This window comes from Frigoribacterium sp. AC394 (genome assembly GCF_979258095.1).
The window spans coordinates 436,456-457,429 of record NZ_OZ409834.1; the positions used below are offsets into that span (position 1 = coordinate 436,456).

The 20,974-nt window shown below is 72.5% G+C and carries 17 protein-coding genes, 1 other RNA gene and 2 pseudogenes; 6 read left to right on the plus strand and 14 right to left on the minus strand.

Features of this window, described 5'->3' with window-relative positions:
* Positions 1 to 50: 50 nt before the first annotated feature.
* The 4 genes and pseudogenes from ACZZY9_RS01955 to ACZZY9_RS01970 all read right to left on the minus strand — a co-directional run bounded on the left by ACZZY9_RS01955 (position 51) and on the right by ACZZY9_RS01970 (position 4,766).
* A pseudogene (locus tag ACZZY9_RS01955) lies at positions 51 to 2,997 on the minus strand (bifunctional [glutamine synthetase] adenylyltransferase/[glutamine synthetase]-adenylyl-L-tyrosine phosphorylase).
* Between the two features lie 11 nt (positions 2,998 to 3,008).
* Positions 3,009 to 4,345: pseudogene (locus ACZZY9_RS01960) on the minus strand (glutamine synthetase family protein).
* A 73-nt stretch (positions 4,346 to 4,418) separates the two neighbouring features.
* Complete coding sequence (locus ACZZY9_RS01965) at positions 4,419 to 4,589, minus strand: SPOR domain-containing protein (protein ID WP_463462779.1); 171 nt, start codon at positions 4,587 to 4,589, stop codon at positions 4,419 to 4,421.
* Positions 4,590 to 4,598: 9 nt separating this feature from the next.
* The gene (locus tag ACZZY9_RS01970) at positions 4,599 to 4,766 is read right to left on the minus strand and encodes a hypothetical protein (protein WP_463462780.1); all 168 of its coding nucleotides are present in this window, start codon (positions 4,764 to 4,766) and stop codon (positions 4,599 to 4,601) included.
* Between the two features lie 78 nt (positions 4,767 to 4,844).
* On the opposite strand from ACZZY9_RS01970, the gene map reads away from it, so the two are divergent.
* Together map and ppgK are read left to right on the plus strand one after the other, a co-directional pair.
* Entirely contained in the window at positions 4,845 to 5,708 is an 864-nt protein-coding gene (gene map / locus ACZZY9_RS01975) for a type I methionyl aminopeptidase (RefSeq protein WP_463462781.1), read from the plus strand.
* A gap of 36 nt (positions 5,709 to 5,744) precedes the next feature.
* Complete coding sequence (gene ppgK / locus ACZZY9_RS01980; protein ID WP_463462782.1) at positions 5,745 to 6,506, plus strand: polyphosphate--glucose phosphotransferase; 762 nt, start codon at positions 5,745 to 5,747, stop codon at positions 6,504 to 6,506.
* Positions 6,507 to 6,892: 386 nt separating this feature from the next.
* Here the strand turns inward: ppgK and rnpB are convergent.
* The 5 genes from rnpB to ACZZY9_RS02005 all read right to left on the minus strand — a co-directional run bounded on the left by rnpB (position 6,893) and on the right by ACZZY9_RS02005 (position 12,982).
* An RNA gene (gene rnpB, locus ACZZY9_RS01985) (RNase P RNA component class A) lies at positions 6,893 to 7,274 on the minus strand.
* Positions 7,275 to 7,321: 47 nt separating this feature from the next.
* Positions 7,322 to 8,062, minus strand: coding sequence for a zinc ribbon domain-containing protein (locus ACZZY9_RS01990; protein ID WP_320479998.1), 741 nt, complete (start codon positions 8,060 to 8,062; stop codon positions 7,322 to 7,324).
* 79 nt (positions 8,063 to 8,141) lie between these two features.
* Positions 8,142 to 8,957, minus strand: a complete 816-nt coding sequence (locus tag ACZZY9_RS01995; RefSeq protein WP_463462783.1) for a Nif3-like dinuclear metal center hexameric protein — start codon at positions 8,955 to 8,957, stop codon at positions 8,142 to 8,144.
* A 9-nt stretch (positions 8,958 to 8,966) separates the two neighbouring features.
* Positions 8,967 to 10,430, minus strand: coding sequence for a hypothetical protein (locus tag ACZZY9_RS02000; protein ID WP_463462784.1), 1,464 nt, complete (start codon positions 10,428 to 10,430; stop codon positions 8,967 to 8,969).
* Between the two features lie 110 nt (positions 10,431 to 10,540).
* Complete coding sequence (locus tag ACZZY9_RS02005) at positions 10,541 to 12,982, minus strand: ATP-binding cassette domain-containing protein (RefSeq protein WP_463462785.1); 2,442 nt, start codon at positions 12,980 to 12,982, stop codon at positions 10,541 to 10,543.
* An 81-nt stretch (positions 12,983 to 13,063) separates the two neighbouring features.
* Here ACZZY9_RS02005 and ACZZY9_RS02010 point away from each other — a divergent pair, with 81 nt between their 5' ends.
* Positions 13,064 to 14,116: a zinc-ribbon domain-containing protein gene (locus ACZZY9_RS02010; RefSeq protein ID WP_463462786.1), complete on the plus strand. Its 1,053-nt coding sequence runs from the start codon at positions 13,064 to 13,066 to the stop codon at positions 14,114 to 14,116.
* A 27-nt stretch (positions 14,117 to 14,143) separates the two neighbouring features.
* Here ACZZY9_RS02010 and ACZZY9_RS02015 read toward each other — a convergent pair whose 3' ends face one another.
* From ACZZY9_RS02015 to ACZZY9_RS02025, 3 genes are all read right to left on the minus strand, one after another.
* Positions 14,144 to 14,746: a GIY-YIG nuclease family protein gene (locus ACZZY9_RS02015; RefSeq protein ID WP_463462787.1), complete on the minus strand. Its 603-nt coding sequence runs from the start codon at positions 14,744 to 14,746 to the stop codon at positions 14,144 to 14,146.
* Between the two features lie 79 nt (positions 14,747 to 14,825).
* Entirely contained in the window at positions 14,826 to 15,059 is a 234-nt protein-coding gene (locus ACZZY9_RS02020; RefSeq protein WP_463462788.1) for a hypothetical protein, read from the minus strand.
* 52 nt (positions 15,060 to 15,111) lie between these two features.
* The gene (locus ACZZY9_RS02025; protein ID WP_463462789.1) at positions 15,112 to 15,858 is read right to left on the minus strand and encodes an SDR family oxidoreductase; all 747 of its coding nucleotides are present in this window, start codon (positions 15,856 to 15,858) and stop codon (positions 15,112 to 15,114) included.
* A gap of 126 nt (positions 15,859 to 15,984) precedes the next feature.
* Between ACZZY9_RS02025 and ACZZY9_RS02030 the strand changes: the two genes are divergently transcribed.
* The 3 genes from ACZZY9_RS02030 (at position 15,985) to ACZZY9_RS02040 (ending at position 18,703) form a co-directional block, all read left to right on the plus strand.
* On the plus strand, positions 15,985 to 16,824 hold the full coding sequence (locus ACZZY9_RS02030; protein ID WP_243214054.1) for a helix-turn-helix transcriptional regulator: 840 nt from the start codon (positions 15,985 to 15,987) through the stop codon (positions 16,822 to 16,824).
* A gap of 126 nt (positions 16,825 to 16,950) precedes the next feature.
* A complete protein-coding gene (locus ACZZY9_RS02035) occupies positions 16,951 to 17,982 on the plus strand; it encodes a Gfo/Idh/MocA family protein (RefSeq protein ID WP_463462790.1) in 1,032 nt (343 codons plus the stop codon).
* Between the two features lie 88 nt (positions 17,983 to 18,070).
* Positions 18,071 to 18,703 carry a Pr6Pr family membrane protein gene (locus ACZZY9_RS02040; RefSeq protein ID WP_463462791.1) on the plus strand — a complete coding sequence of 211 codons (633 nt, stop codon included), beginning with the start codon at positions 18,071 to 18,073 and terminating at the stop codon, positions 18,701 to 18,703.
* 214 nt (positions 18,704 to 18,917) lie between these two features.
* On the opposite strand, the gene ACZZY9_RS02045 is transcribed toward ACZZY9_RS02040, so the two are convergent.
* Positions 18,918 to 19,409, minus strand: a complete 492-nt coding sequence (locus ACZZY9_RS02045) for a hypothetical protein (protein ID WP_463462792.1) — start codon at positions 19,407 to 19,409, stop codon at positions 18,918 to 18,920.
* Positions 19,410 to 20,143: 734 nt separating this feature from the next.
* Positions 20,144 to 20,959, minus strand: coding sequence for a LysE/ArgO family amino acid transporter (locus ACZZY9_RS02050; protein WP_463462793.1), 816 nt, complete (start codon positions 20,957 to 20,959; stop codon positions 20,144 to 20,146).
* Positions 20,960 to 20,974 lie beyond the last annotated feature (15 nt).

Consider the following 20,974-nt stretch of genomic DNA (forward strand, 5'->3'; position numbering starts at 1 on the left):
GCTCCCCTTCTCGGGGTGCGGGCCTCATGCCGTTCGGGGCCGGTCGGGACTCAGCCGGTGGGCTCGGGGGTCTCTTCGAGACCGTAGAAGCCGCGTTCGAAGACGGCCCGCGACCGCCTGGTCGCCGCGAGGTAGTCCTCTTCGAGCCGGGTCGCCGAGCCCGGCGGGTACTCCATGAGCCGGGCGACCCCCTCGAGGAGGCGCCGGTCGGTCGGCAGGACGTCGGACGTCCGTGACGTCCACAGCACGACGGCGGAGCGCGCCCGGGAGGCGATCGTCCAGGCGTCCCGCAGCTTCTGAGCGTCGTCGCTCGACAGGAGACCGGCCTCAGCGGCCGCCGCCAGGGCCTCCAGCGTCGACGGCGTCCGCAGACCCGGCGTGTCGTGCGCGTGCTGCAGCTGGAGGAGCTGCACGTACCATTCGACGTCGCTGAGCGATCCGCGCCCGAGCTTGAGGTGACGGGACGGCTCGGCGCCCCTCGGGAGCCGCTCCGCCTCGACACGGGCCTTGATGCGCTTGACCTCGCGCACCTCCTGGTCGGAGATGGCCTCCGGGTACCGGACGCCGTCGGCGACGGCCATGAACTCGGCCGCCAGCCCCTCGTCGCCGGCGACCGGGCGCGCACGCAGCAGCGACTGGGCCTCCCAGGTGAGCGACCAGCGCGCATAGTAGGCGCGATAGGACGACAACGAGCGCGCGACGGTGCCGTTCTTGCCCTCGGGGCGGAGCCCGGTGTCGAGGTCGAGCGGGACGAGGGCGTCGGAGGTCAGACGGTTCAGCTCGGCGACCACGGCCAGGGCACGCCGGTGCGCGGTGCCGTCGTCTCCCTCGGCCCGGTAGACGTAGAGCACGTCGGCGTCCGAGCCGAAGCCCAGCTCTTCACCGCCGTAGCGACCCATCGCGATGACGGCGAACTCGAGATCGCCGGCATCGCGACGAGCGAGGGCGAGCGTGCCCGAGATGGCGGCCGTCGTCACCGCCGAGAGCCCGCTAGCCAGCTCGTCGATGCTCAGCAGGCCGAGGATGCCGCCCATGGCGAGACGGAGGATCTCGCGCCGACGGGACTGCCGCAGCACGGCCGCCGCGGCGTCGACGGAGGAGTGCCGGGCGACGGTCGCCCGCGCCTCGTCGAGCAGGCTGGCGAGGGGTCGGGGCCGCAGCTCGTGGTCGTTCTCGAACCAGGCCGCCGCCTCGGGGATCCGGTCGAGCAGATCGGCGACGAAGCGGGAAGCTCGAGAGCACGGTGGTGAGGCGGTGGGCCGCGCCGGAGGAGTCGCGGAGCATGCGGAGGAACCAGTACGACTCGCCCAGACCGTCGCTCAACCGCCGGAAGGCCAGCAGACCGAGGTCGGGGTCGGTGCCGTCGGCGAACCACTGCAGCATCGCCGGCAGCAGGTGGCGCTGGATGCTCGCCCGTCGCGACACCCCCGCCGTCAGCGCGGCGATGTGGCCGAGCGCACCCCGGGGGTCGACGAATCCGATCACCGCGAGCCGCGCCGCCGCCTGGTCGCTGCTGAGCGCGAGCTCCTCTTCGGGCCGCGCCGCGACGGCCGAGAGCAGCGGCCGGTAGAAGAGCCGCTCGTGCAGGGTGCGGACGCGACGACGCACATCGTGCCAGGTCGTCACCAGCTCCGCCGCCGTGGCGCCCAGCCTCGACGAGCGCGCCAGAACGCGCAGCGCCCCCTCGTCGACCGGCATGAGGTGGGTGCGCCGGAGTCGGGACAGCTGGATGCGGTGCTCGAGGAGCCGCAGGAGGCGGTAGTCGCGGTCGAACTCGGCGGCCTCGGCGCGCCCGACGTACCCTCGGCGGGCCAGCGCCCCGAGAGCGTCGAGGGTCGCGCGCTGGCGCACCCCGTCGTCGGCCTGACCGTGCACGAGCTGGAGGAGCTGGATGGTGAACTCGATGTCGCGGAGACCCCCGGGGCCCAGCTTGAGCTGGCGGTCGACCTCGTCGGCGGGGATCAGGTCGGTGACGCGCTCGCGCATGCGCTGCACCGACTCGACGAAGTTCTCCCGCGACGCGGCGGCCCAGACGAAGGGCGCGACGCGTTCGACGTACCGGTCGCCCAGCTCGGTGTCGCCGGCGAGGGGTCGGGCCTTGAGCAGCGCCTGGAACTCCCACCCCTTCGCCCACCGCTCGTAGTAGGCGACGTGCGACTCGAGGGTGCGCACCAGCGCCCCGGCCTGGCCCTCCGGTCGGAGGTTCGCGTCGACCTCCCACAGCTCGGTCTCGAGCGACAGCTCGGAGACGACACGGACGGTGTGCACGGCCAGACGGGTGGCGATCTCGACCGCGCGGCCGCTCTCGAGACCGTCAGCACCTTCGGCCACGTAGACGACGTCGACGTCGCTCAGGTAGTTGAGCTCGCGCGCGCCGGCCTTGCCCATGCCGATGATGGCCAGTCGGGTGCGGTCGACGTCCTCCGCGGGGAAGGCGACCTCGCGACGGGCGACGGCGAGACCCGCGTCGAGCGCCGCACCCGCGAGATCGGCGAGGGCGGTGGCGACGACCGGCAGGACCGCCAGGGGGTCGGTCGAGTCGAGGTCGAACGACGCGAGTCGCAGCAGGTGCCGCCGATAGCGGACCCTGAGGGCCACACGCGCCTCGTCGCCGACCCGCTCGCCGACGGACTCGAGCAGGTCGGCGGTGTACTCGCCGACCGACGGCGGCTGGACGAGCGGATCGCGGAGCGCGTCGAGCTCGGCGGGGCGACGCACGACGAAGTCGCCGAGCCCGGAGGAGGCGCCCAGCACGACGACGAGACGGGGCCCGTAGCCGTCGGTCAGCAGCGACTCGACCGCCGACCTGTCACGGTCGACCAGACGTTCGAGCTGCAGCAGGGCGGAGTCGGGGTCGGCGCAGCCCGCGAAGGCGGGCAGCAGCTCGGCCACAGCGGGGACCCGCGACGAGAGCTCGGCGAGGCGGTCACGCGCCTCGCCGAGCTCGGCGAAACCCAGTCGGGCCAGCTCGGAGAGAGCTGCAGCGGGACGGGGCATCGGTCGTGGGCTCAGAGGATCTCGAGGTTCGAGCTGGCTCGAACGGCGTCACCTGGGCCCGGTAGGCCTTCCACTCCTGACGCTTGTTGAGCAGGACGTAGTTGAAGACCTGCTCGCCCAGGGTCTCGGCGACCAGCTCGCTGTCCTCCATGATCGACAGCGCGTGGTCGAGGCTGGCGGGGAGCTGCTTGTACCCGAGGGCGCGACGCTCGGCGTCGCTCATGCCCCAGACGTTGTCCTCCGCCTCGGCGGGCAGTTCGTAGCCCTCTTCGATGCCCTTGAGGCCGGCGGCCAGCATGAGCGAGAAGGCGAGGTACGGATTCGCCGCCGAGTCGATCGCGCGGTACTCGACCCGGCTCGAGTTGCCCTTGTTGGGCTTGTACAGCGGGACGCGCACCAGAGCGGAGCGGTTGTTGTGCCCCCAGGTGACGAAGCTCGGGGCCTCGTCACCACCCCAGAGACGCTTGTAGCTGTTGACGAACTGGTTCGTCACGGCTGTGATCTCGGGAGCGTGCTTGAGCAGACCGGCGATGAACTGACGCCCGATGGTCGAGAGCTGATACTCGGCACCCGCCTCGTAGAAGGCGTTCGAGTCGCCCTCGAAGAGCGACATGTGGGTGTGCATGCCCGAACCGGGGTGCTGGCTGAAGGGCTTCGGCATGAACGTCGCGTAGACACCCTGCTCGATGGCGACCTCTTTGATGACCGTGCGGAAGGTCATGATGTTGTCCGCCGTCGTCAGGGCGTCGGCGTAACGGAGGTCGATCTCGTTCTGACCGGGGCCCGCCTCGTGGTGGCTGAACTCGACCGAGATGCCGAGGTCTTCGAGCATGCGGACCGAGCGACGCCTGAAATCGTGCGCCGTGCCTCCGGGGACGTTGTCGAAGTAACCGGCCGAGTCGACGGGCTGCGGCCCCTGCTCGCCGATCTGGGCGCTCTTCAGGAGGTAGAACTCGACCTCGGGGTGCGTGTAGAACGTGAAGCCGCGGTCTCCTGCGCGGGCCAGCGTGCGCTTGAGGACGTTGCGGGGGTCGGCGACGGCGGGCTGGCCGTCGGGTGTGGTGATGTCGCAGAACATCCGCGCCGTGGGGTCGATCTCGCCCCGCCAGGGCAGGATCTGGAACGTGGTCGGATCGGGCTGCGCGAGCACGTCGGCCTCGTACGACCGGGTGAGACCCTCGATGGCGGAGCCGTCGAACCCGATGCCCTCGGCGAAGGCGCCCTCGACCTCGGCCGGCGCGATGGCCACCGACTTGAGGGTGCCGATCACGTCGGTGAACCAGAGGCGGATGAACTTGATGCCGCGCTCTTCGATCGTTCGAAGAACGAAGTCTCTCTGCTTGTCCATTCACGGCCTTTCTGCTCGGCGTCCAGGCTACTGGACGAGCCGGGTGTCGCGAGGGGCGCCGGGCCGACGGCGATCAGTCGTCTGCGGCCTCTTCGGCGTCGAGGCGGGCGTTGCGGGCCTTGATGGTCTCGATCGCCTTCGCCGCCTCCTCGCGGGTGGCGTAGGGGCCGGCGCGGTCGACCGCGGGCGAGACCTTGCCCTCTTCGACCTCGTGCGTCTTCGTGTTGAACCAGAACTCTGACATGCGTGGAGGCTACCGCCCGCCGGCCGACCGCGGTCGGACCTGCGGTCGCGGCCCGGCCGCAGCACCCGCCCGCCGGGCGAGCAGCGCCGAGACGACCGGCGACAGCAGCATCACGAGGATGCCGGCGATGATGACGAGTGAGCCCACGACCATGAGGGCGATGACGATGGCGACCATGCCGTCGATTCTCGCGCGTCGGACGCGGCACGGCAAGGAGGCGCCCCGTCGTCGGACACTCCCCCTAAGCTTGACCTCATGCCCCGGGACAGCAACGGAACCCTGACTCCGGGCCGGGTCTCAGCGCAGCGTCCGGTCCCCGCATCCATCCCCCGACCCGAGTACGTGGGCAAGAAGGGGCCGACCCCCTACACGGGCGGCGACGTCTACGACGCCGAGACGGTCGAGCTGATCCGCGCGAGCGGTCGCATCGCGTCGCAGGCCATCGACGCCGTCGAGGCGGCCCTCCGCCCCGGTGTCACCACCGACGAGCTCGACCGCATCGCGCACGACTTCGTCGTCTCGAACGACGCCTACCCGTCGACGCTCGGCTACCGGGGGTTCCCCAAGTCGGTCTGCACCTCGGTGAACGAGGTCGTCTGCCATGGCATCCCCGACGACACCGAGCTGGTCGAGGGCGATCTGATCAACATCGACATCACCGCCTTCGCGAACGGGGTGCACGGCGATCTCAACCGCACGTTCATCGTCGGCGAGGGTGCACCCGAGACGGTCGACCTCGTCGACCGCACCCGCGAGGCGCTCCGCCGCGGGATCAAGGCGGTGGCCCCCGGCCGGGAGGTCAACGTGATCGGCCGCGCCATCGAGTCGTACGCCAAGCGCTTCGGCTACGGGGTCGTCCGCGACTACACGGGGCACGGCGTCGGGCGGGCTTTCCACTCGGGCCTGATCATCCCCCACTACGACGCACCCCAGTACGACGACGTCATGGAGGTCGGCATGGTCTTCACGATCGAGCCGATGCTCACCCTCGGCGGCATCGAGGCCGACGTCTGGTCGGATGACTGGACGGTCACCACACGCGACAAGAGCCTCACGGCCCAGTTCGAGCACACCCTGGTCGTCACCGAACGCGGTGCCGACATCCTCACCCTGAGCTGACGCTCACCTCTCGACCCCTCTAGGAAGGACCCACCCGTGGCACAGAAGGCAGTGGGCATCGACATCGGCGGCACCGGCATCAAGGGGGCGATCGTCGATCTCGAGTCGGGAGAGCTGCTCACCGACCGGATCAAGAAGCCGACCCCCGAGGGCGGCGAGCCCGACGACATCGTCGCGGTCGTCAAGCAGATCGTCGACGAGCTCGGGGTCGACGACGACTCGATGCCCGTCGGCGTGTGCTTCCCCGCGGCGATCATGGACGGCACCACCCTCTCGGCCGCGAACGTGTCGAAGAAGTGGATCGGCTTCGAGGCCGAGAAGCTCTTCGAGGAGACCCTCGGCCGCGACATCCACTTCGTGAACGACGCCGACGCCGCCGGCTACGCCGAGACGCGCTTCGGTGCGGCCCGCGGTATCAAGGGTCTGGTCGTCATGACGACCCTCGGCACCGGCATCGGCACGGCGCTCATCAACGACGGCGTCCTGATCGTCAATGCCGAGCTCGGGCACCTCGAGATCGGCGGCAAGGACTACGAGACGAAGGCCTCGTTCGCCGCCAAGGAGCGCGACGACCTCACCTGGAAGCACTGGGCGAAGCGTCTGCAGAAGTACTACTCGCACCTCGAGGCGCTGCTCTACCCGCGCCTGATCATCGTCGGCGGCGGAGTCTCGAAGCACCACGCCGAGTTCCTGCCGCTGCTCGACCTCCGCGCCGAGATCGTGCCGGCGACGCTCCGCAACAACGCGGGCATCATGGGCGCCGCGGCCCTCGCGGCGTCGTCCGACCCCGCGGCCTGAGCCCGCCCGCCTCTCGCGACCCGCGCCTCCCGGGGTCGCGCCTCCTGACCCGCGCCTCGCGGTGTCGCGCCTCCCGCCAGGTGCCTCCCGACCCGGCGCCTCCCGACCGCCCTCCCCGGGCGTGCAATTCGCGACCATGGGAGGTCGACACGCCGCTCACGTTCGCGTGCAGACGGCGTGTCGCGGGCCTCAGGTCGGGTTCGGCACGCGGAGCACCGGCTGAGCGGTCGGGTTCGGCACACGGAGCACCGGCTGAGCGGTCGGGTTCGGCACACATCGGGTCGCGGCCAGCACCGACCGTCAGGGGCGGTGCGGGCAGCCGACCGGACGTGACGATGCCCTGCTGCAGGAGGCGCGCCTCCTGAAGCAGGGCATGTCACGTGGTGCGAATGGGCCGGCTGCTACGCCGGGTTCTGTCTCGATGCTCTCGCACCGTGGACGGCCATCTCTCTCGGAACTACGTTGCCGCAGCTCTCTAGCGGTCTACCCGAGGACTCGGCGAGCAACCTCGACGCCCTCTGTCTGACCTTGCTCCGGGCGAGGTTTACCTAGCCGGTCGGTCACCCGAACCGCTGGTGGTCTCTTACACCACCGTTTCACCCTTACCCCGGTCGCGCCTCGCGGCGACGACCGTGGCGGTCTGCTCTCTGTTGCACTGTCTCGCGGGTCACCCCGGGTGGGTGTTACCCACCGCCCTGCTCTGTGGAGCCCGGACGTTCCTCGGCGGCACGGGCGGACCCGTGCCGACGCGACCGTCTTGCCGACCCATTCGCGCACCCAGCCTAGCGGCGACCGCGGCCGTCGTGGCCCTCGGGTCAGATGCCGGACTCCTGAGTGCGGACCAGCACGGCGTCGCTGTCGGGGCAGAGCAGCACGTCGTAGGCCGAGGCGGCGCGCACGGCGGCGAGATCGCTGCCGGTGAGGGTGACCCCGCTGGCGCTCGACACGCCACCGCGCAGCAGCGACGCCCCCACGCCGTAGCGCTCGCGCTGTCGCTCGTAGAGGGCCAGGAGGTCGGCGGGTACCCGGGCCGCGATGGTCTCGCGGTCGGCGGCCACCTGCACGCGCTCGCGCTCGAGACCGGCCAGCGACTCGTCGCGCGACGTGGTCGCCTCGTCGCGCCGACCGTCGATCTGGTCGAGCTCGCCCTGGGTCAGTCGGGCGACGGCGCCGAGGCTCTCGACGCGCTCCATGACGTCCATCTGAAGATCTTCGAGGTCGGAGGTCCGCTTCGAGAGCGCCGCCAGCTCGCCCTCGAGCGCCTGCACGTCTTTGACCGACGACGTCGACGCGAGACGCTGCTGGTCACGCGCGACCCGCGCCTGCACCACGGCGACGTCGGACTCGATGCGCTTCAGCTCGACCTCGGCGTCTTCGAGGGCGCCCTGCTCGGAGGCGAGACGGCTGCGCAGTCGTGAGGCGTCGCCGTCGATCGTGGCGAGGACGGCGGTCTCGGGCAGGTTGCGGGCCCGGTGGGCGAGCTGCTGCAGGGTCGTGTCGAGCTTCTGGAGATCGAGCAGCAGGGCCTGGTCGTCGGGGCTGGCGGTCAACGGCATGCGTGGCCTTCTTCGTGTCGGTGCAGATGGTCTGGGATGGAGGTGCCGAGGACGCGCGGTGCCGGCGGGCGGGTCGGCGTCACTGGACGACGGCGAAGTCCCACGGGTCGGTCCGCAGATCGCTCAGCGTGACCTCGACGTCGTCGAGGGCCTCGCGGAGCTGGGCGGCGGCCGTGTCGAGCCACAGCCATTCGGCCGCCCAGTGCGAGATGTCGACCAGCGCCGGGCCGCGACCGAGGAGCATGAGCTCGCGGGCGTCGGAGGCGGGGTGGTGACGCAGGTCGCTGGTGATGAAGACGTCGGCCCCGCGGACGGCAGGGTCGTCGAGCAGCGAATCGCCCGCGCCGGCGCAGAGCGCGACGGTCTGGACGAGATGCTCGGCGTGACCGGCGACCCGGATGCCGGAGGCGGTCGGCGGCAGCACGTCGCGGAGTCGCGTCGCGAGGGCCACCAGCGGGATCGGCTCGGACAGCCGGCCGACGACGCCGAGCCCGGTCGTCTCGCTGCCGCCCGCCGTGATCGGCCGCTGGTCGACGAGTCCGATCTGGTGGGCGAGCACCCTCGAGGTGCCGGTCTCGACCACGTCGGCGTTCGTGTGGGCGGCGACCAGAGCGCAGTCGGCTCGGATCAGCCGAGCGATCACCGCGCCCTTCGTCGTGTCTTCGGACACCGTGCGCGCGCCCCGGAAGAGCAGCGGGTGATGGACGAGGAGGAGATCGGCACCCAGGGCGATCGCCTCGTCTGCGGTGTCGAGCACGGCGTCGACGGCCAGGTGGATGTGCGTCACCGGCCGGTCGGGATCGCCGACGACGAGACCCGGGGAGTCCCACGACTCGGCCCCGCTGAGGGGCCAGAGTCGTTCGATGACGGCGGAGACGGACGCGAGGGTGGACACCCCGTCAGCCTAGTCGCGAGCGGAGCGGCGGACCCCGGTGAGCAGGACGGCGACGACGAGCGCCGACACCGCGGCGACGAGCAGCGCCAGCACCACGGCGACCCCGGCGGCGGGGCCGGATGCGCCGACGCCGGAGACGAGGTAACCCTGCCAGCCGAGCGCGGCGGCGGCGGGCGACAGGATGCCGAAGCCGAGCGCAGCGGCGATCACGACGGACGCGACGACGGCGATAGGGCCGCGGCGGTCGACGAGCCCGGCGTCGCCGGCGCGGCGCGAGACCGCGACGACGCCGACGAAGGCTGCGAGGGCGCCGATCAGCGGGACGGCCAGGGTGGCGACGACGGCCGTGCCGAGCGACTCCCCCGCGACCAGAGCGAGCACGAGGGTGAGCGCGACCACGACGACGACGGCACCGGCCGAGATCGTCAGCACGGGGTTGGCCCGGGCGATCGACGCACGGAGGGTCGCCAGACGGCCCTCGCCCGCGGCGGACGGGGCGAGGGCGGGGGTGTCGGAGGCGGCGGCTGCATCGGAGGTGGAAGCGACGGCACCGGTCGAGGCGACCTCGGCGGTGGAGGTGGAGGCGACGGCACCGGTCGAGGCGCCGTCGGAGGTGGAGGCGACGGGCGACGGCGGCACGACGGCCGGAGCGGAGCCGGTCGAGGCCGAGGTGGTGGCAGCGGCGGCGGCGACCGCCGTCTCCCCTGTCGACTCGGCGGCCAGCCGCTCGCGCTCGGCGATGCGGGCGGTCTCCTGGCGGGCGGCCAGATCGGCCGCGACCTCCTCCGGGGTGACGATCGGGATCAGGTTGGTGTCGCTGTCGTCGAGATCGGGGGCGACCGGTGCGGCGGCACCCGGCGCACCTGCAGCACCCGCGCCTCCTCCGATGACGTCGATGACGCCGGTGAAACGCAGACGGGTGCGCTCGAGCACGAGTGCCGCCTCGTCCGTCCCGACTCGGCTGATCTCGTTCTCCCAGCGGGCGAAACGGGCTGCCTCGGCACGTCGAGCGAGCATCTGGGCCTGGACGACGGCCATCAGGTCGACGGTGGCGGTGTCGTCGAACCGCCTGGTGACCAGCCGGGCGAGCACGTCGTCGTCGAGCGTCACACGCTCGGGCGGCTGGGGCAGGTCGGGGCCGACGGGCACGGCGAAGACCGGGATGGTGATCGCCGAGGTGGCGACCGAGTGCCGGGGCGCGCTGGCCGGACGGGAGTCGGCCACGTCGTTCTCGACGACGGTCGGCGCGGGCACGTCGGCACGGTGGGTGGGGACCGAGGCGGGGCGCGGGGCGATGCTCTCGCGCGCCTCCGGGAGGACTGTCTGGGACACGGGGTGGAGCTCCTGCGGGGTCGGCGTCGTGAACGGCGCCGGGGTGGGGGTGGGCTCGACGAACGACGAGCGGAACCGATGCGGATCGCCCTCGGGAGGCGCGTCGGCGGCCGTCCACAGCAGGTTCGCATTCTCGGTCATGCGTGGATGGTACGTCCGCGGGGGCGTGATATCCGAGCGGCTCGCCGGGCCGACCGGGACAAAAGCGTTCCGCAGGAGGCGCGGCGCGGCCCCCGCGGGCGACGAAGCGCTCAGCGTCCGGCGATCGCCTCGGCGAGGTAGGGGGCGGTGCGGCTCTCCGACGAGGCGGCGACCTCCTCCGGGGTGCCGACCGCGACGACCCGGCCCCCGGCGTCGCCGCCCGCCGGACCCATGTCGACCACGTGATCGGAGGCCGCCACGACGCCCATGTGATGCTCGACGACCACCACCGTGTTGCCCGCGTCGACCAGCCCCTGCAGCTGCGCCACGAGCAGCTCGACGTCGGCGGGGTGCAGACCCGTGGTCGGCTCGTCGAGCAGATACAGGGTGTGACCCGTGCGGGCGCGCTGCAGCTCGGTCGCCAGCTTGATGCGCTGCGCCTCGCCGCCGGAGAGCTCGGTCGCCGGCTGCCCGAGGCGCAGGTAGCCGAGCCCCACCTGCAGCAGGGTCTCGAGGGCGCGGGAGGCGGCCGGCACCTCGCCGAGGAACGCGGCGGCCTCGGTGACGGTCATCGCGAGGACCTCGGCGATGCTGCGCCCGTTCCAGGTCACCTCGAGGGTCTCGGCGTTGTACCGGGCGCCGTGGCACTCGGGGCACGGCGCGTAGCTGCCCGGGAGGAAGAGCAGCTCGACCGAGACGGCCCCCTCGCCCTGGCAGACCTCGCACCGGCCACCCACCACGTTGAACGAGAAGCGCCCCGCCGTGTAGCGGCGGGCCCGCGCCTCGTCGGTCGCCGCGAAGACCGAGCGCACCGCGTCGAACAACCCCGTGTACGTCGCCAGGTTCGAGCGCGGCGTGCGACCGATCGGACGCTGATCCACCTGCACCACGCGATCCACGCCCTCGTGGTCGACCGCCGTCTCGGCGAGGACGCCGCCGACCAGCGTCGACTTGCCGGAGCCGGACACGCCGGTGACCGCCGTGAGGACGCCGCGCGGCACGTCGACGTCGACGCCCTGCAGGTTGTGCCGCGACACGCCCCGGAGCGCCAGGACACCGGTGGGCTCACGGCGCGGGCGAGCCGTGGCCGCGGGATCGGGCGCCGGGTCGAGGAACCTCCGCGTCACCGAGCGGTCGACCCCGGCGAGGCCGGCGACCGGTCCGCTGTAGAGCACCGCGCCTCCTTCGCTGCCGGCACCCGGTCCGACGTCAACGACCCAGTCGGCGCGACGGACGATGCTCATGTCGTGCTCGACGACGAAGACCGAGTTGCCGCTCTCGCGCAGCTCCTCGAGCACGGCGACCAGCGGTTCGGCGTCGGCCGGATGCAGACCCGCGCTCGGCTCGTCGAGCACGTAGACCACGCCGAAGAGACCGGAGCGCAGCTGCGTGGCGATGCGCAGGCGCTGCATCTCGCCGGGCGAGAGCGTCGGGGTGGCGCGCCCGAGGCTGAGATAGCCGAGCCCCAGACCGTCGAGGACGGCCGTGCGGGCCAGGAGGTCGGCGGCCAGGGTCACCGCGACCTCGGTGACCTCGCCGGAGGACGCGTTCGACACGGCCGCCGTCGCCGACGTCAGGGTCGCGGTCGGGCGCAGCACCTCGCCCAGCTCGGCCAGGGGCAGCGCGTTCAGATCGGCGATCGTGCGACCGGCGAACGTGACGGCGAGGGCCGCGCGCGTGAGACCGCTGCCGCCGCAGAGCGTGCAGGGCCCGCTCTCGACGAAGCGCAGCACCTTGGTCCGCTGGGTCTCGCTCTGCGAGTCGGCGAGGGTGTGCAGCACGAACGCCCGGGCGCTCCAGAACCGGCCCTTGTAGGGCTTGGCGACGCGATCGCGCTGCGGGACGACCTCGACGACGGGCTGCTCCTCGGTGTAGAGCAGCCAGTCGCGGTCGGCCTGCGGCAGCTCGCGCCACGGGCGGTCGATGTCGTAGCCGAGCCCGGCCGTCACGTCGCGGAGGTTCTTGCCCTGCCAGGCCCCCGGCCAGGCGGTGATGGCCCCGTCGCGGATGCTCAGACCGGGATCGTGCACCGCGGAGGCCTCGGTGACCTCGTGGGCGACGCCCAGCCCGTGGCAGCGTGGGCAGGCCCCGGCGGCGGTGTTGGGCGAGAACGAGTCCGACTCGAGGCGCGCCGCCCCCTCGGGGTAGGTGCCCGCCCGCGAGAACAGCATGCGCATCGAGTTGGAGAGGGTGGTCACGGTGCCGACGGTCGACCGCGAGCTCGGGGCCCCGCGGCGCTGCTGCAGGGCGACGGCCGGGGGCAGGCCGGTGATCTCGTCGACGTGGGGCGACCCGCCCTGCGCGATCAGCCGACGCGCGTAGGGGGCGACGGACTCGAAGAACCTGCGCTGCGCCTCCGCGTAGATCGTGCCGAACGCGAGCGAGGACTTGCCCGAGCCGGAGACGCCCGTGAAGGCCACGATGCTGTCGCGCGGCACGTCGACGTCGACCGCCCGCAGGTTGTTCTCGCGGGCGCCGCGGACCCTGACGAAGCCCCGCGCGTGCACGTCGGTCACGGAGCGGGACAGGTCGGGAGGCGCGGTGTCGGGCATCCGGTCGATGGTAGAGGTGCGCGGGGGCGGGGGGCCACCGGCGTGCCCTCGGATGTCGGTGGTCGCTCGTAGCGTGGCAGCGTGCCTGAGCCGATCGACAGCTGGTGGGCGCGACGGCGGACGTCGCGCGGGCTTGCCGTGCCCTACGCGGTGGGGGCGTACCGCGAGGCGTGGGCGTCGTTCCCGGTGCTCGTGCGGCAGTACCGACCCGAGCACAACGGCGGCATCGTGCTCAGTCAGATCCCGCCCGCCGCCGACGTGTACCTCTGCTGGCTGTGCGACGCCGGGCACCTGTTCGTGGCCACTCCCGACGAGCAGCGGAACCGACCGGGGCGCGAACGGCGCCGCTCGTCGTGGTGCCCCGACTGCAGCGAGCAGGCGAAGCCGCGGGCGCTGCCGATGCGACCGCCGATGGCACCGGCAGCCGTCGTGCGAGAGCAGGCGGCGAGCCTCGGAGGCGCGTCTCCGGTGCTCGGATCGCCGCGCGTCGCGCAGACGGCGGAGCCGCCGCCGGCCGAGCTCGCGCCCGTGCGCCCCGCTCCCCCCATGCGTCCGAGTCCGCCCCTGCGTTCGGATCCGCCGGTGCGCCCCGATCCGCCGCTGCGCGCCGATCCGCCTGTGCGCCCGACCGCGGTTCGACGGGCGAAGCCGACCCGTGCCTCCCAGCCGGTCTGCGACAAGACCCCCGCCGTGCCGACCGGCACCCCGTTCGTCAGCGTCTGCGCGCCGAGACCGGCCTCGGCGGTGGAGGCCGAGCTGCGGGCCGAGCTGACCGCCCGGCTCGAGTTCGAACCCGGACTGAACGCCGTGCGGGTGGGTCGGCCCTTCTTCGACCATGTCGAGGTGTGGCCCGACATCGTGCTCTCCGAGCTGCGGGTCGCGATCGAGTACGACTCGACGGGCCGGCACGGACTCGAGCACGTCGGCCGGCGCGAGGTCGCCGACCGCCGCAAGGACGCGGCGCTGCGGGCGGCGGGCTGGCAGGTCGTCCGGCTGCGAGCGGGCAGGTTGCCGATGCTCGGCCCCCACGATCTGCAGCTGTCGGGGTTCACCCGCCAGACGGTGCCGAGACTGCTCGACGAGCTGCGGGTCATCCGCGGGTCGCTGTTCGTCGACGCCTACCTGAGGGGGTGACCCGTGCGCCTCTCAGCCCTGCGCGTCTCAGCCCTGCAGCGCGAGCGCTTCGCTCGTCCAGCGCGCGTGACGGCTCCACGGGTCGTCCGTGCCCGCGGCGAGGGTCACCACGTGAGTGTCGAGCACCTCGTTGACGGCGAACCACTCGGTGCGTCCGAACCGCCAGGCCCCGAACTGCTCGTGGCGACGGCGCTCGACACCCCGGTCGCCGCGCTCGAACGCGAGGACCTCGTGATGCCAGAGGCGCCCGAGACGCTGCCGGGGGTTGGCCGTCGTGCCGATCTTGATCCGGTCGTCGAAGCGGATGTAGTAGACGACGTCGACCCGAGGAGGCGCGAGGTCGCGGTCCGGCACGTCACCCTGCCGCCACTCGCACACGGCGCAGAGCCACCCCGACGGCCAGTGCACGCCGAGCCGCGACCCGCAGGCCGCGCAGGGCGAGGGCAGGAGGTCGGTCGCGCCGTCGACGACGGCGGCCCGGGCCGCCGCCCACTCGGTCGCGACTACCAGATGCCGTTCGCAGAGGGCGACGGGGCTGCCGGCGACCACGGGGTGATCGCAGGGTGCCTCGGCGGGTCGCGCCGCGCCTCCTCGGCAGGTGTCGACGGGTCCGAGCTCGGAGGTGTCCATGTCGGCACGGTAGGCGGGGCCACCGACAGTCGGCCGCCGAGGCCGCGCGCCGATCGGGGTCGTGATCGCGGCCGAGCGGTCAGTCGAGCTCGCGGTCGACGCGGAGTCCGAGAGGGTGCGGCCCGAGCAGCAGCCAGACGGCCCCGGCGCCGATCGGGAACAGCACGACGGCGATGGTCCAGACGGTCTGCTCGAGCGGCGTCGTGTCGGCTCGTCGCCGGACGGCTCGCACGATGCTCAGCACGATCGCCGCGTAGACGGCCACCGCCACCACCGCGAGCACCACCGTGCCCCACTCGCCCCATCCGCTCATGCCGACAGACTACGGGTGCGGCCCGGTGGGCGCGCCGCTCCGCTCACACCGCTCAGTGCGTCCCGCTCAGCAACGCGAGCACATCGGCGTAGCGCCCCTCGGCCTCGGCGTGACGGAGGAACCCGACCCGCTCGACGAGGATCTCGTGGGCCTCGGGCTGCGACTCGAGCAGCATCATCGTCTCGTCGAGGTACTCGTCGAGCGGCATCGCCGAGGGGTCGTCCTGCTGACCGAGCAGGGTGGTCTGCACCGCGGGCGGCACGAGCTCGACGATCTGCACCGACGTGTCGGCGAACTGGACGCGGATGCCCTCGCTCAGCGAGTGGATCGCCGCCTTCGTCGCGTTGTAGGTCGGCGTCATCGGCAGGGGCACGCTCGCGAGCCCCGACGACACCGTGACGAACGCCGCCGCGGGTCGCGCCTGCAGGTGCTCGGTCCAGGCGGCGAGCAGTCGGATGGGCCCGAGCAGATTGGTCGTGACCGTCGCCTCGGCCGTCTCGACGAACGCGGCGGTCGTGACGTCCTCCGGCAGCATGATGCCGGCCATCGCGATGACGACGTTCGTCTCGGGCCAGCGCCGCTGCACCTCGCGCGAGACCGCGACCACGGCCTCGGGGTCGGTGGTGTCGAGCACGATCGACTCGATGCCGGGGTGGTCGCGCACGATCTCGTCGAGCAGCGGGGCACGGCGGCCCGCCACGACGACGGTGTTGCCCGCCGCCTGCAGCCGGAGCGCCAGCCCCAGACCGATGCCGGACGTGCCGCCGGGGATGAACACGGTGTTGCCGCTGATCTTCATGTGGTGCTCCTTCTCGTGGTGGATGTGACACCACCCTCGCCCGAGGAGGCGCGGCGCGGCAGAGCGCGCGTGTCCAGGGATCGACGCTCCCTGGTCGGGCGCCACCGGGGCTGACAGCATGGCGGCATGGACCGTGCCGAGCTCGCCGACTTCCTCCGTCACCGACGCGAGTCACTCCGCCCCTCCGACGTCGGTCTGCCCGACGGAGAGCGTCGGCGCACCGCCGGTCTCCGTCGGGAGGAGGTCGCCGCGCTGGTCGGCATGTCGACCGACTACTACGCCCGGTTGGAGCAGCAGCGCGGGCCCCAGCCGTCCGAGCAGATGCTGATCGCCCTGACCCGCGGACTCCGCCTCGGTCTGGACGAGCGCGACCACCTCTACCGACTGACGGGGCACCATCCGCCGCGCCGCACCAGAGGTGGGGAGCATGTCAGCCCGGCTCTGCTGCGGGTGCTCGACCGGCTCGACGACACCCCGGCGCTCGTGCTGAGCGACCTCGCAGAGACATTGGCGCAGAACCCGCTCGCGGTGGCCCTGCTCGGCGATCAACGTCGGCACGAGGGGCTGGCCCGCAGCGCGTTCTACCGGTGGTTCACCGATCCGGCCGAGCGCGCCTCCTACCCCGCCGACGACCACGAGCACCAGCTCGCGCTGCAGGCGTCCGGTCTGCGTGCCGCCCTGAGCATGGCGGGCGGTGGCGGCCGACCGCGCGAGCTCGTGGAGGCGCTGCTCGACGCGAGCGACGAGTTCGCCGCGCTGTGGCGGCGGCACGAGGTCCACCAGCGCTTCGACGACCGCAAGACCCTCGTGCACCCCGAGCTCGGGCTCATCGAGGTCGACTGCCAGGCGCTCTTCACGGAGGATCAGTCGCAGACCCTGCTCGTGCTGACCGCCCGCCCCGGGTCGCCGGACGCCGAGAAGCTGCGACTGCTCGGGGTGATCGGCAGCCAGCGCTTCGTGGAGTGATCAGGCGGGTCGTCCGCCGGCGAGGCTCGACCGCCGGCGAGGCTCGACCGGTGGGCGCCCTACCCCCGTCGACGCTGCGGGGCACGGCATGATGGACGCACGACGACGTGACCCCGAGGAGCAGCCATGCCCGCACCAGCGTTCCCCTCTGCGACGCACGCCCCTCTCCGCGGCGGGCCGACTCTCCGTTGGGGGGTGATCGGCCCCGGTGAGATCGCCGGCGACTTCACCGACGCCCTGCATGCTCACACCGATCAGCGGGTGGTGGCCGTCGCGTCGCGCAGCCTCGAGCGGGCCGAGGCGTTCGCCCGAGCGCACGGCGTCGAGTCCGCCTTCGGCAGCGCGGAGGCGATGGCGGCCTCCGCCGACGTCGACGTCGTCTACGTCGCGACTCCTCACACCCGGCACCTGCCCGACGCGCTGATCGCCATCGCCGCCGGCAAGCACGTGCTGATCGAGAAGCCGCTCGCGACGACGCCTGCAGAGGCCGACCTCATCGGGGCCGCCGCGCGCGACGCCGGGGTGCTCGCCATGGAGGCGCTCTGGACGCGCTACCTGCCCCACACGACGGTGATGGCGCGCCTCCTCGCCGACGGCGCTATCGGCGACGTGCGTCTCGCGACGGCCGACGTCGCGTGGGCGAACGACCTCTCGGCGCCCGGCCGGATGACCGACCCCGCCCTCGGCGGCGGGGCGCTGCTCGACATCGGCGTGTACGCGTTCTGGTTCACCCAGTTCGCCACCGGCCACCCCGTCGAACGGCACGCCACCGGATCGACCCGAGCCGACGGCGTCGACCTCGACGCGGCCGTCGTCACGCGCACGGCCGACGGAGTGCTCGCGACGGCGGCGACGAGCCTGCGGATCACGTCGCCGGGCATCGGCACCGTACTGGGGTCGGGCGGGTCGCTCCGCACCCTGCAGAACCTCGTCTTCCCGACCGCGTTCGAGCTGACCACGGCGAGCGGCACGTCGATCTGGGACGACCCGTCCGTGCCGACCGGACGCCAGGGGCTGGCCTACCAGGCCGCGGCGCTTGCCTCGTTCGTCGACGCCGGGCTCCGCGACTCGCCCCTGCACTCGCTGGCCGACTCGAGGTCGATACTGTCGACGATCGAGGCGGCCCGCGCCTCCTTGACCGTCGTCGGCGACGTCTGATCGGGAGCGAAGGGGCGCGCCTCCTCGACGGCAGCGGGGGCTCCTGGTCAGGAGCGGTGACCGGCGCACCGCTCAGTAGGCTGTCGCCATGACGCGCGCCCGGCTGATGGTCCCCTTCCGACTCGCCCTCGCCGTGCTCGGCCTCGCGGCCGTCGGCACGCAGTTCGGCGTCACCCTGACGAACGACTACGGGATCGTCAACTTCTTCTCGTACTACACGAACCTCAGCAATCTGTTCGCCGTGGTCGTCTTCACCGTCGGGGCCGTGCGCACTCTGCGACGGAGACCGGGCAGTCGCGCCTGGGACACCGTGCGACTCGTCAACGTCGTCAACATGGTGTTCGTCGGTCTGGTCTTCAACCTGCTGCTCGCCGGCGTCGGGGGCGGTGTGATCCCGTGGGTGAACGTCGTCGTGCACATGCTGGTGCCCGTCGCCGCGCTGATCGACTGGCTCGTGCTGCCGGCCGGTCGACGACTCCCCTGGTCGGCCGCCCTGGTCGGTCTCGTGACCCCGGTGGTCTACAGCGTCTACACGATCGTGCGCGGCGCGCTCATCGGCTTCTACCCGTACCCGTTCTACGACCCGGCGGCCCAGGGCGGCGCGGACGGCGTGGCGATCTACGTCGGGGTGCTGCTCCTCGCCCTGGTCACGCTGTCGTTCGCCCTCGTCGCGGCGGGGCGTCTGGCCGGCCGTCTCTGGAAGTCGACGCGGCGAGGCTGAGTCGACCCGCGCCTCCTCGGGGCCGTGAGGGGTCGATGAGTCGGAACACGCCGCGGGTCCGTGTGCGGGCGCGGCGTGTCGCGACTCACGGGGGCTGGGGGCTGGGCGCTGGGCGCTGGGCGCAGGGCGCTGGGCGCTGGGCGCTGGGGGCTGGGCGCTCGCAGTCCGGTCGATGAGTCGAGACACGCCGCAGGACTCATGGAGCCGCGGCGTGTCATGACCCATCGACCGCGCGCTCGGTTATCAGGCGCCTGACGCGAGCTACGAAGGCGTCGGCGAGAGGCCCCAGATCGTCGTCCGTCGCCTGGACCTGCCGCCAGCCGGCGTCCTCGAACGCCTCGCGGCGCCGTATGTCGTCGCGGTACGTGAAGCGATCGGTGCGGTGGTGGTCTCCCTGGTATTCGAGCGCGACCTTGGCCCCGAGATGAGCGACGTCGACGTACCCGATGAGCCGCCCGTCAGAGTCGTGGACGGGCTCATTGACCGACAAGCCGGTGATCCCCGCACGCACGAGGAGCAGTCGCAGGTCGGTCTCGCGAGGCGACCAGACATTCGGCACCGCCAACTCGAGCGCCGAACGCGCCGTCGTCGCCCCGCGCCGCCTCCCGCCTGCCCTGATCGCGGACGAGAGCATCTCCCGGTCCAGCTCTCTCGCCTGCGGATGCGTCGACCACCTCCCCATCAGGGCGTCGGCGATCGTGACCACGTCGTCCAGCGTCATCGAGGCCGCGGACTGCGACCACGCCGTGACGGGATCGACGACCGGCAGCCCCCTGAGATCGACCGATGGTCCGAGGCGTGCCGCCGTCGCCGTGTGCCCGACGACTCCTGGTCGCCGAACACGTCTGCCTCGCGGGGACATGACATGCAGCGGGCCCCGCGCGGGATCGTGCCCCCGCGGGAGAGGCAGCCCCCAGAGGGCCAAGGCGGTCAGGTGGCTGAACGCGGTGCCGTGGCCCAGGGCGGGGGCGAGCGCGCGACACCGGTCGTCGAGTGCGATACCCACGGACCAGGCGCGCACGCCCCGGTGCGGAGTCACGAGGTCGCTCCGCCGAAGTCGAGCGAGGCCGACCCCGAGCGCTCGGCCTTCCGTGACGGAGAAAGGGCGGCCGACGAGGGCGTTGGGCAAGGGCTCGGGGGGAGGCATGCGGACAGGATCGTCCGACTCGCGCCTCGTCTGGGGACTGGTGGCGGCGGCCTGTGCAGAGGACGGGTTGCGCGGCATCTGTGCAGGGGCGAGCCTGGGCGGCGATGAGTCACGACACGCCGCGGGGCTCAGGGTCCCGCGGCGTGTCGTGACTCATGGACCTGGGCTCGGGGGCTCGGGGACTCGGGCTCGGGCTGTCGGGGCGGGCGATGAGTCACGACACGCCGTGGCGGCGTCCGGGGGCGCGGCGTGTTGTGACTCATCAACCCCAGAGCCAGCGGAGCGGGGCGGGGTCAGGCGCCGAGGAGGAGGAGGCGCAGACCGAGCACGGTCATCACCACCGAGATGATGGCGTCGAGCACCCGCCAGGCTCCGGGCCGCGCGAAGACGGGACGCAGGAGGCGCGAGCCGAATCCGAGAGCCGAGAACCAGACGAGACTGCCCACCACCGCACCCGCCGCGAACCACCAGCGGAGCTCCCCCGGCTGCTGATTCGCCACCGACCCGAGGAAGACGATCGTGTCGAGATAGGTGTGCGGGTTCAACCAGGTGAAGGCCAGGGCGGTCAGGACGGCCGTCGAGAGGCGGACCGCCGGGACCGGCCGGCGACCGGCGGCACCCCCGACGTCGTCGCCGTCAGCACGCTCACCGCGCTCGCCGCGCTCGCCACGGTCGGCACGGTCGGCACGCTCACGGAGACCGTCCGAGTCACCCGCGTCCGCGCCCACGCCCGATCCCGCGGCGACGGGAACCAGCGCACCCACCGGCCGCAGCGCGCGGACCGCCGCGAAGGCCGCGTACACCAGGAGGAACCCGGCCCCCACGAGTCGCACCACGACGACGACCTCGGGCACGGCCGTGATGAGGGCGCCGACGCCGGCCACTCCGGCGCTGATCAGCACGGCGTCGCTGACCGCGCAGACCACCACGACGGGCACGACCACGCGGGTCACCCCGGTCAGACCGACCCGCAGCACGTACGCGTTCTGCGCGCCGATCGCGACGATGAGGGCGAGGCTGGTGCCGAAGCCGAGGAGGGCGATCGGGAGGCTGGTCTCTAGGTGCACGATGTCGACGGTACGGGCCCGGACGACATCTCTCCAGCTCATGTTCTCGATGCCGCA

Coding starts and splice junctions, on each gene's coding strand:
- ACZZY9_RS01965 (WP_463462779.1), bottom strand. CDS start 4,589: ATGTCAGAGTTCTGGTTCAACACGAAGACGCACGAGGTCGAAGAGGGC.
- ACZZY9_RS01970 (WP_463462780.1), bottom strand. CDS start 4,766: ATGGTCGCCATCGTCATCGCCCTCATGGTCGTGGGCTCACTCGTCATC.
- map (WP_463462781.1), top strand. CDS start 4,845: ATGCCCCGGGACAGCAACGGAACCCTGACTCCGGGCCGGGTCTCAGCG.
- ACZZY9_RS01990 (WP_320479998.1), bottom strand. CDS start 8,062: ATGCCGTTGACCGCCAGCCCCGACGACCAGGCCCTGCTGCTCGATCTC.
- ACZZY9_RS02000 (WP_463462784.1), bottom strand. CDS start 10,430: ATGACCGAGAATGCGAACCTGCTGTGGACGGCCGCCGACGCGCCTCCC.
- ACZZY9_RS02005 (WP_463462785.1), bottom strand. CDS start 12,982: ATGCCCGACACCGCGCCTCCCGACCTGTCCCGCTCCGTGACCGACGTG.
- ACZZY9_RS02015 (WP_463462787.1), bottom strand. CDS start 14,746: ATGGACACCTCCGAGCTCGGACCCGTCGACACCTGCCGAGGAGGCGCG.
- ACZZY9_RS02020 (WP_463462788.1), bottom strand. CDS start 15,059: ATGAGCGGATGGGGCGAGTGGGGCACGGTGGTGCTCGCGGTGGTGGCG.
- ACZZY9_RS02025 (WP_463462789.1), bottom strand. CDS start 15,858: ATGAAGATCAGCGGCAACACCGTGTTCATCCCCGGCGGCACGTCCGGC.
- ACZZY9_RS02030 (WP_243214054.1), top strand. CDS start 15,985: ATGGACCGTGCCGAGCTCGCCGACTTCCTCCGTCACCGACGCGAGTCA.
- ACZZY9_RS02035 (WP_463462790.1), top strand. CDS start 16,951: ATGCCCGCACCAGCGTTCCCCTCTGCGACGCACGCCCCTCTCCGCGGC.
- ACZZY9_RS02040 (WP_463462791.1), top strand. CDS start 18,071: ATGACGCGCGCCCGGCTGATGGTCCCCTTCCGACTCGCCCTCGCCGTG.
- ACZZY9_RS02050 (WP_463462793.1), bottom strand. CDS start 20,959: ATGAGCTGGAGAGATGTCGTCCGGGCCCGTACCGTCGACATCGTGCAC.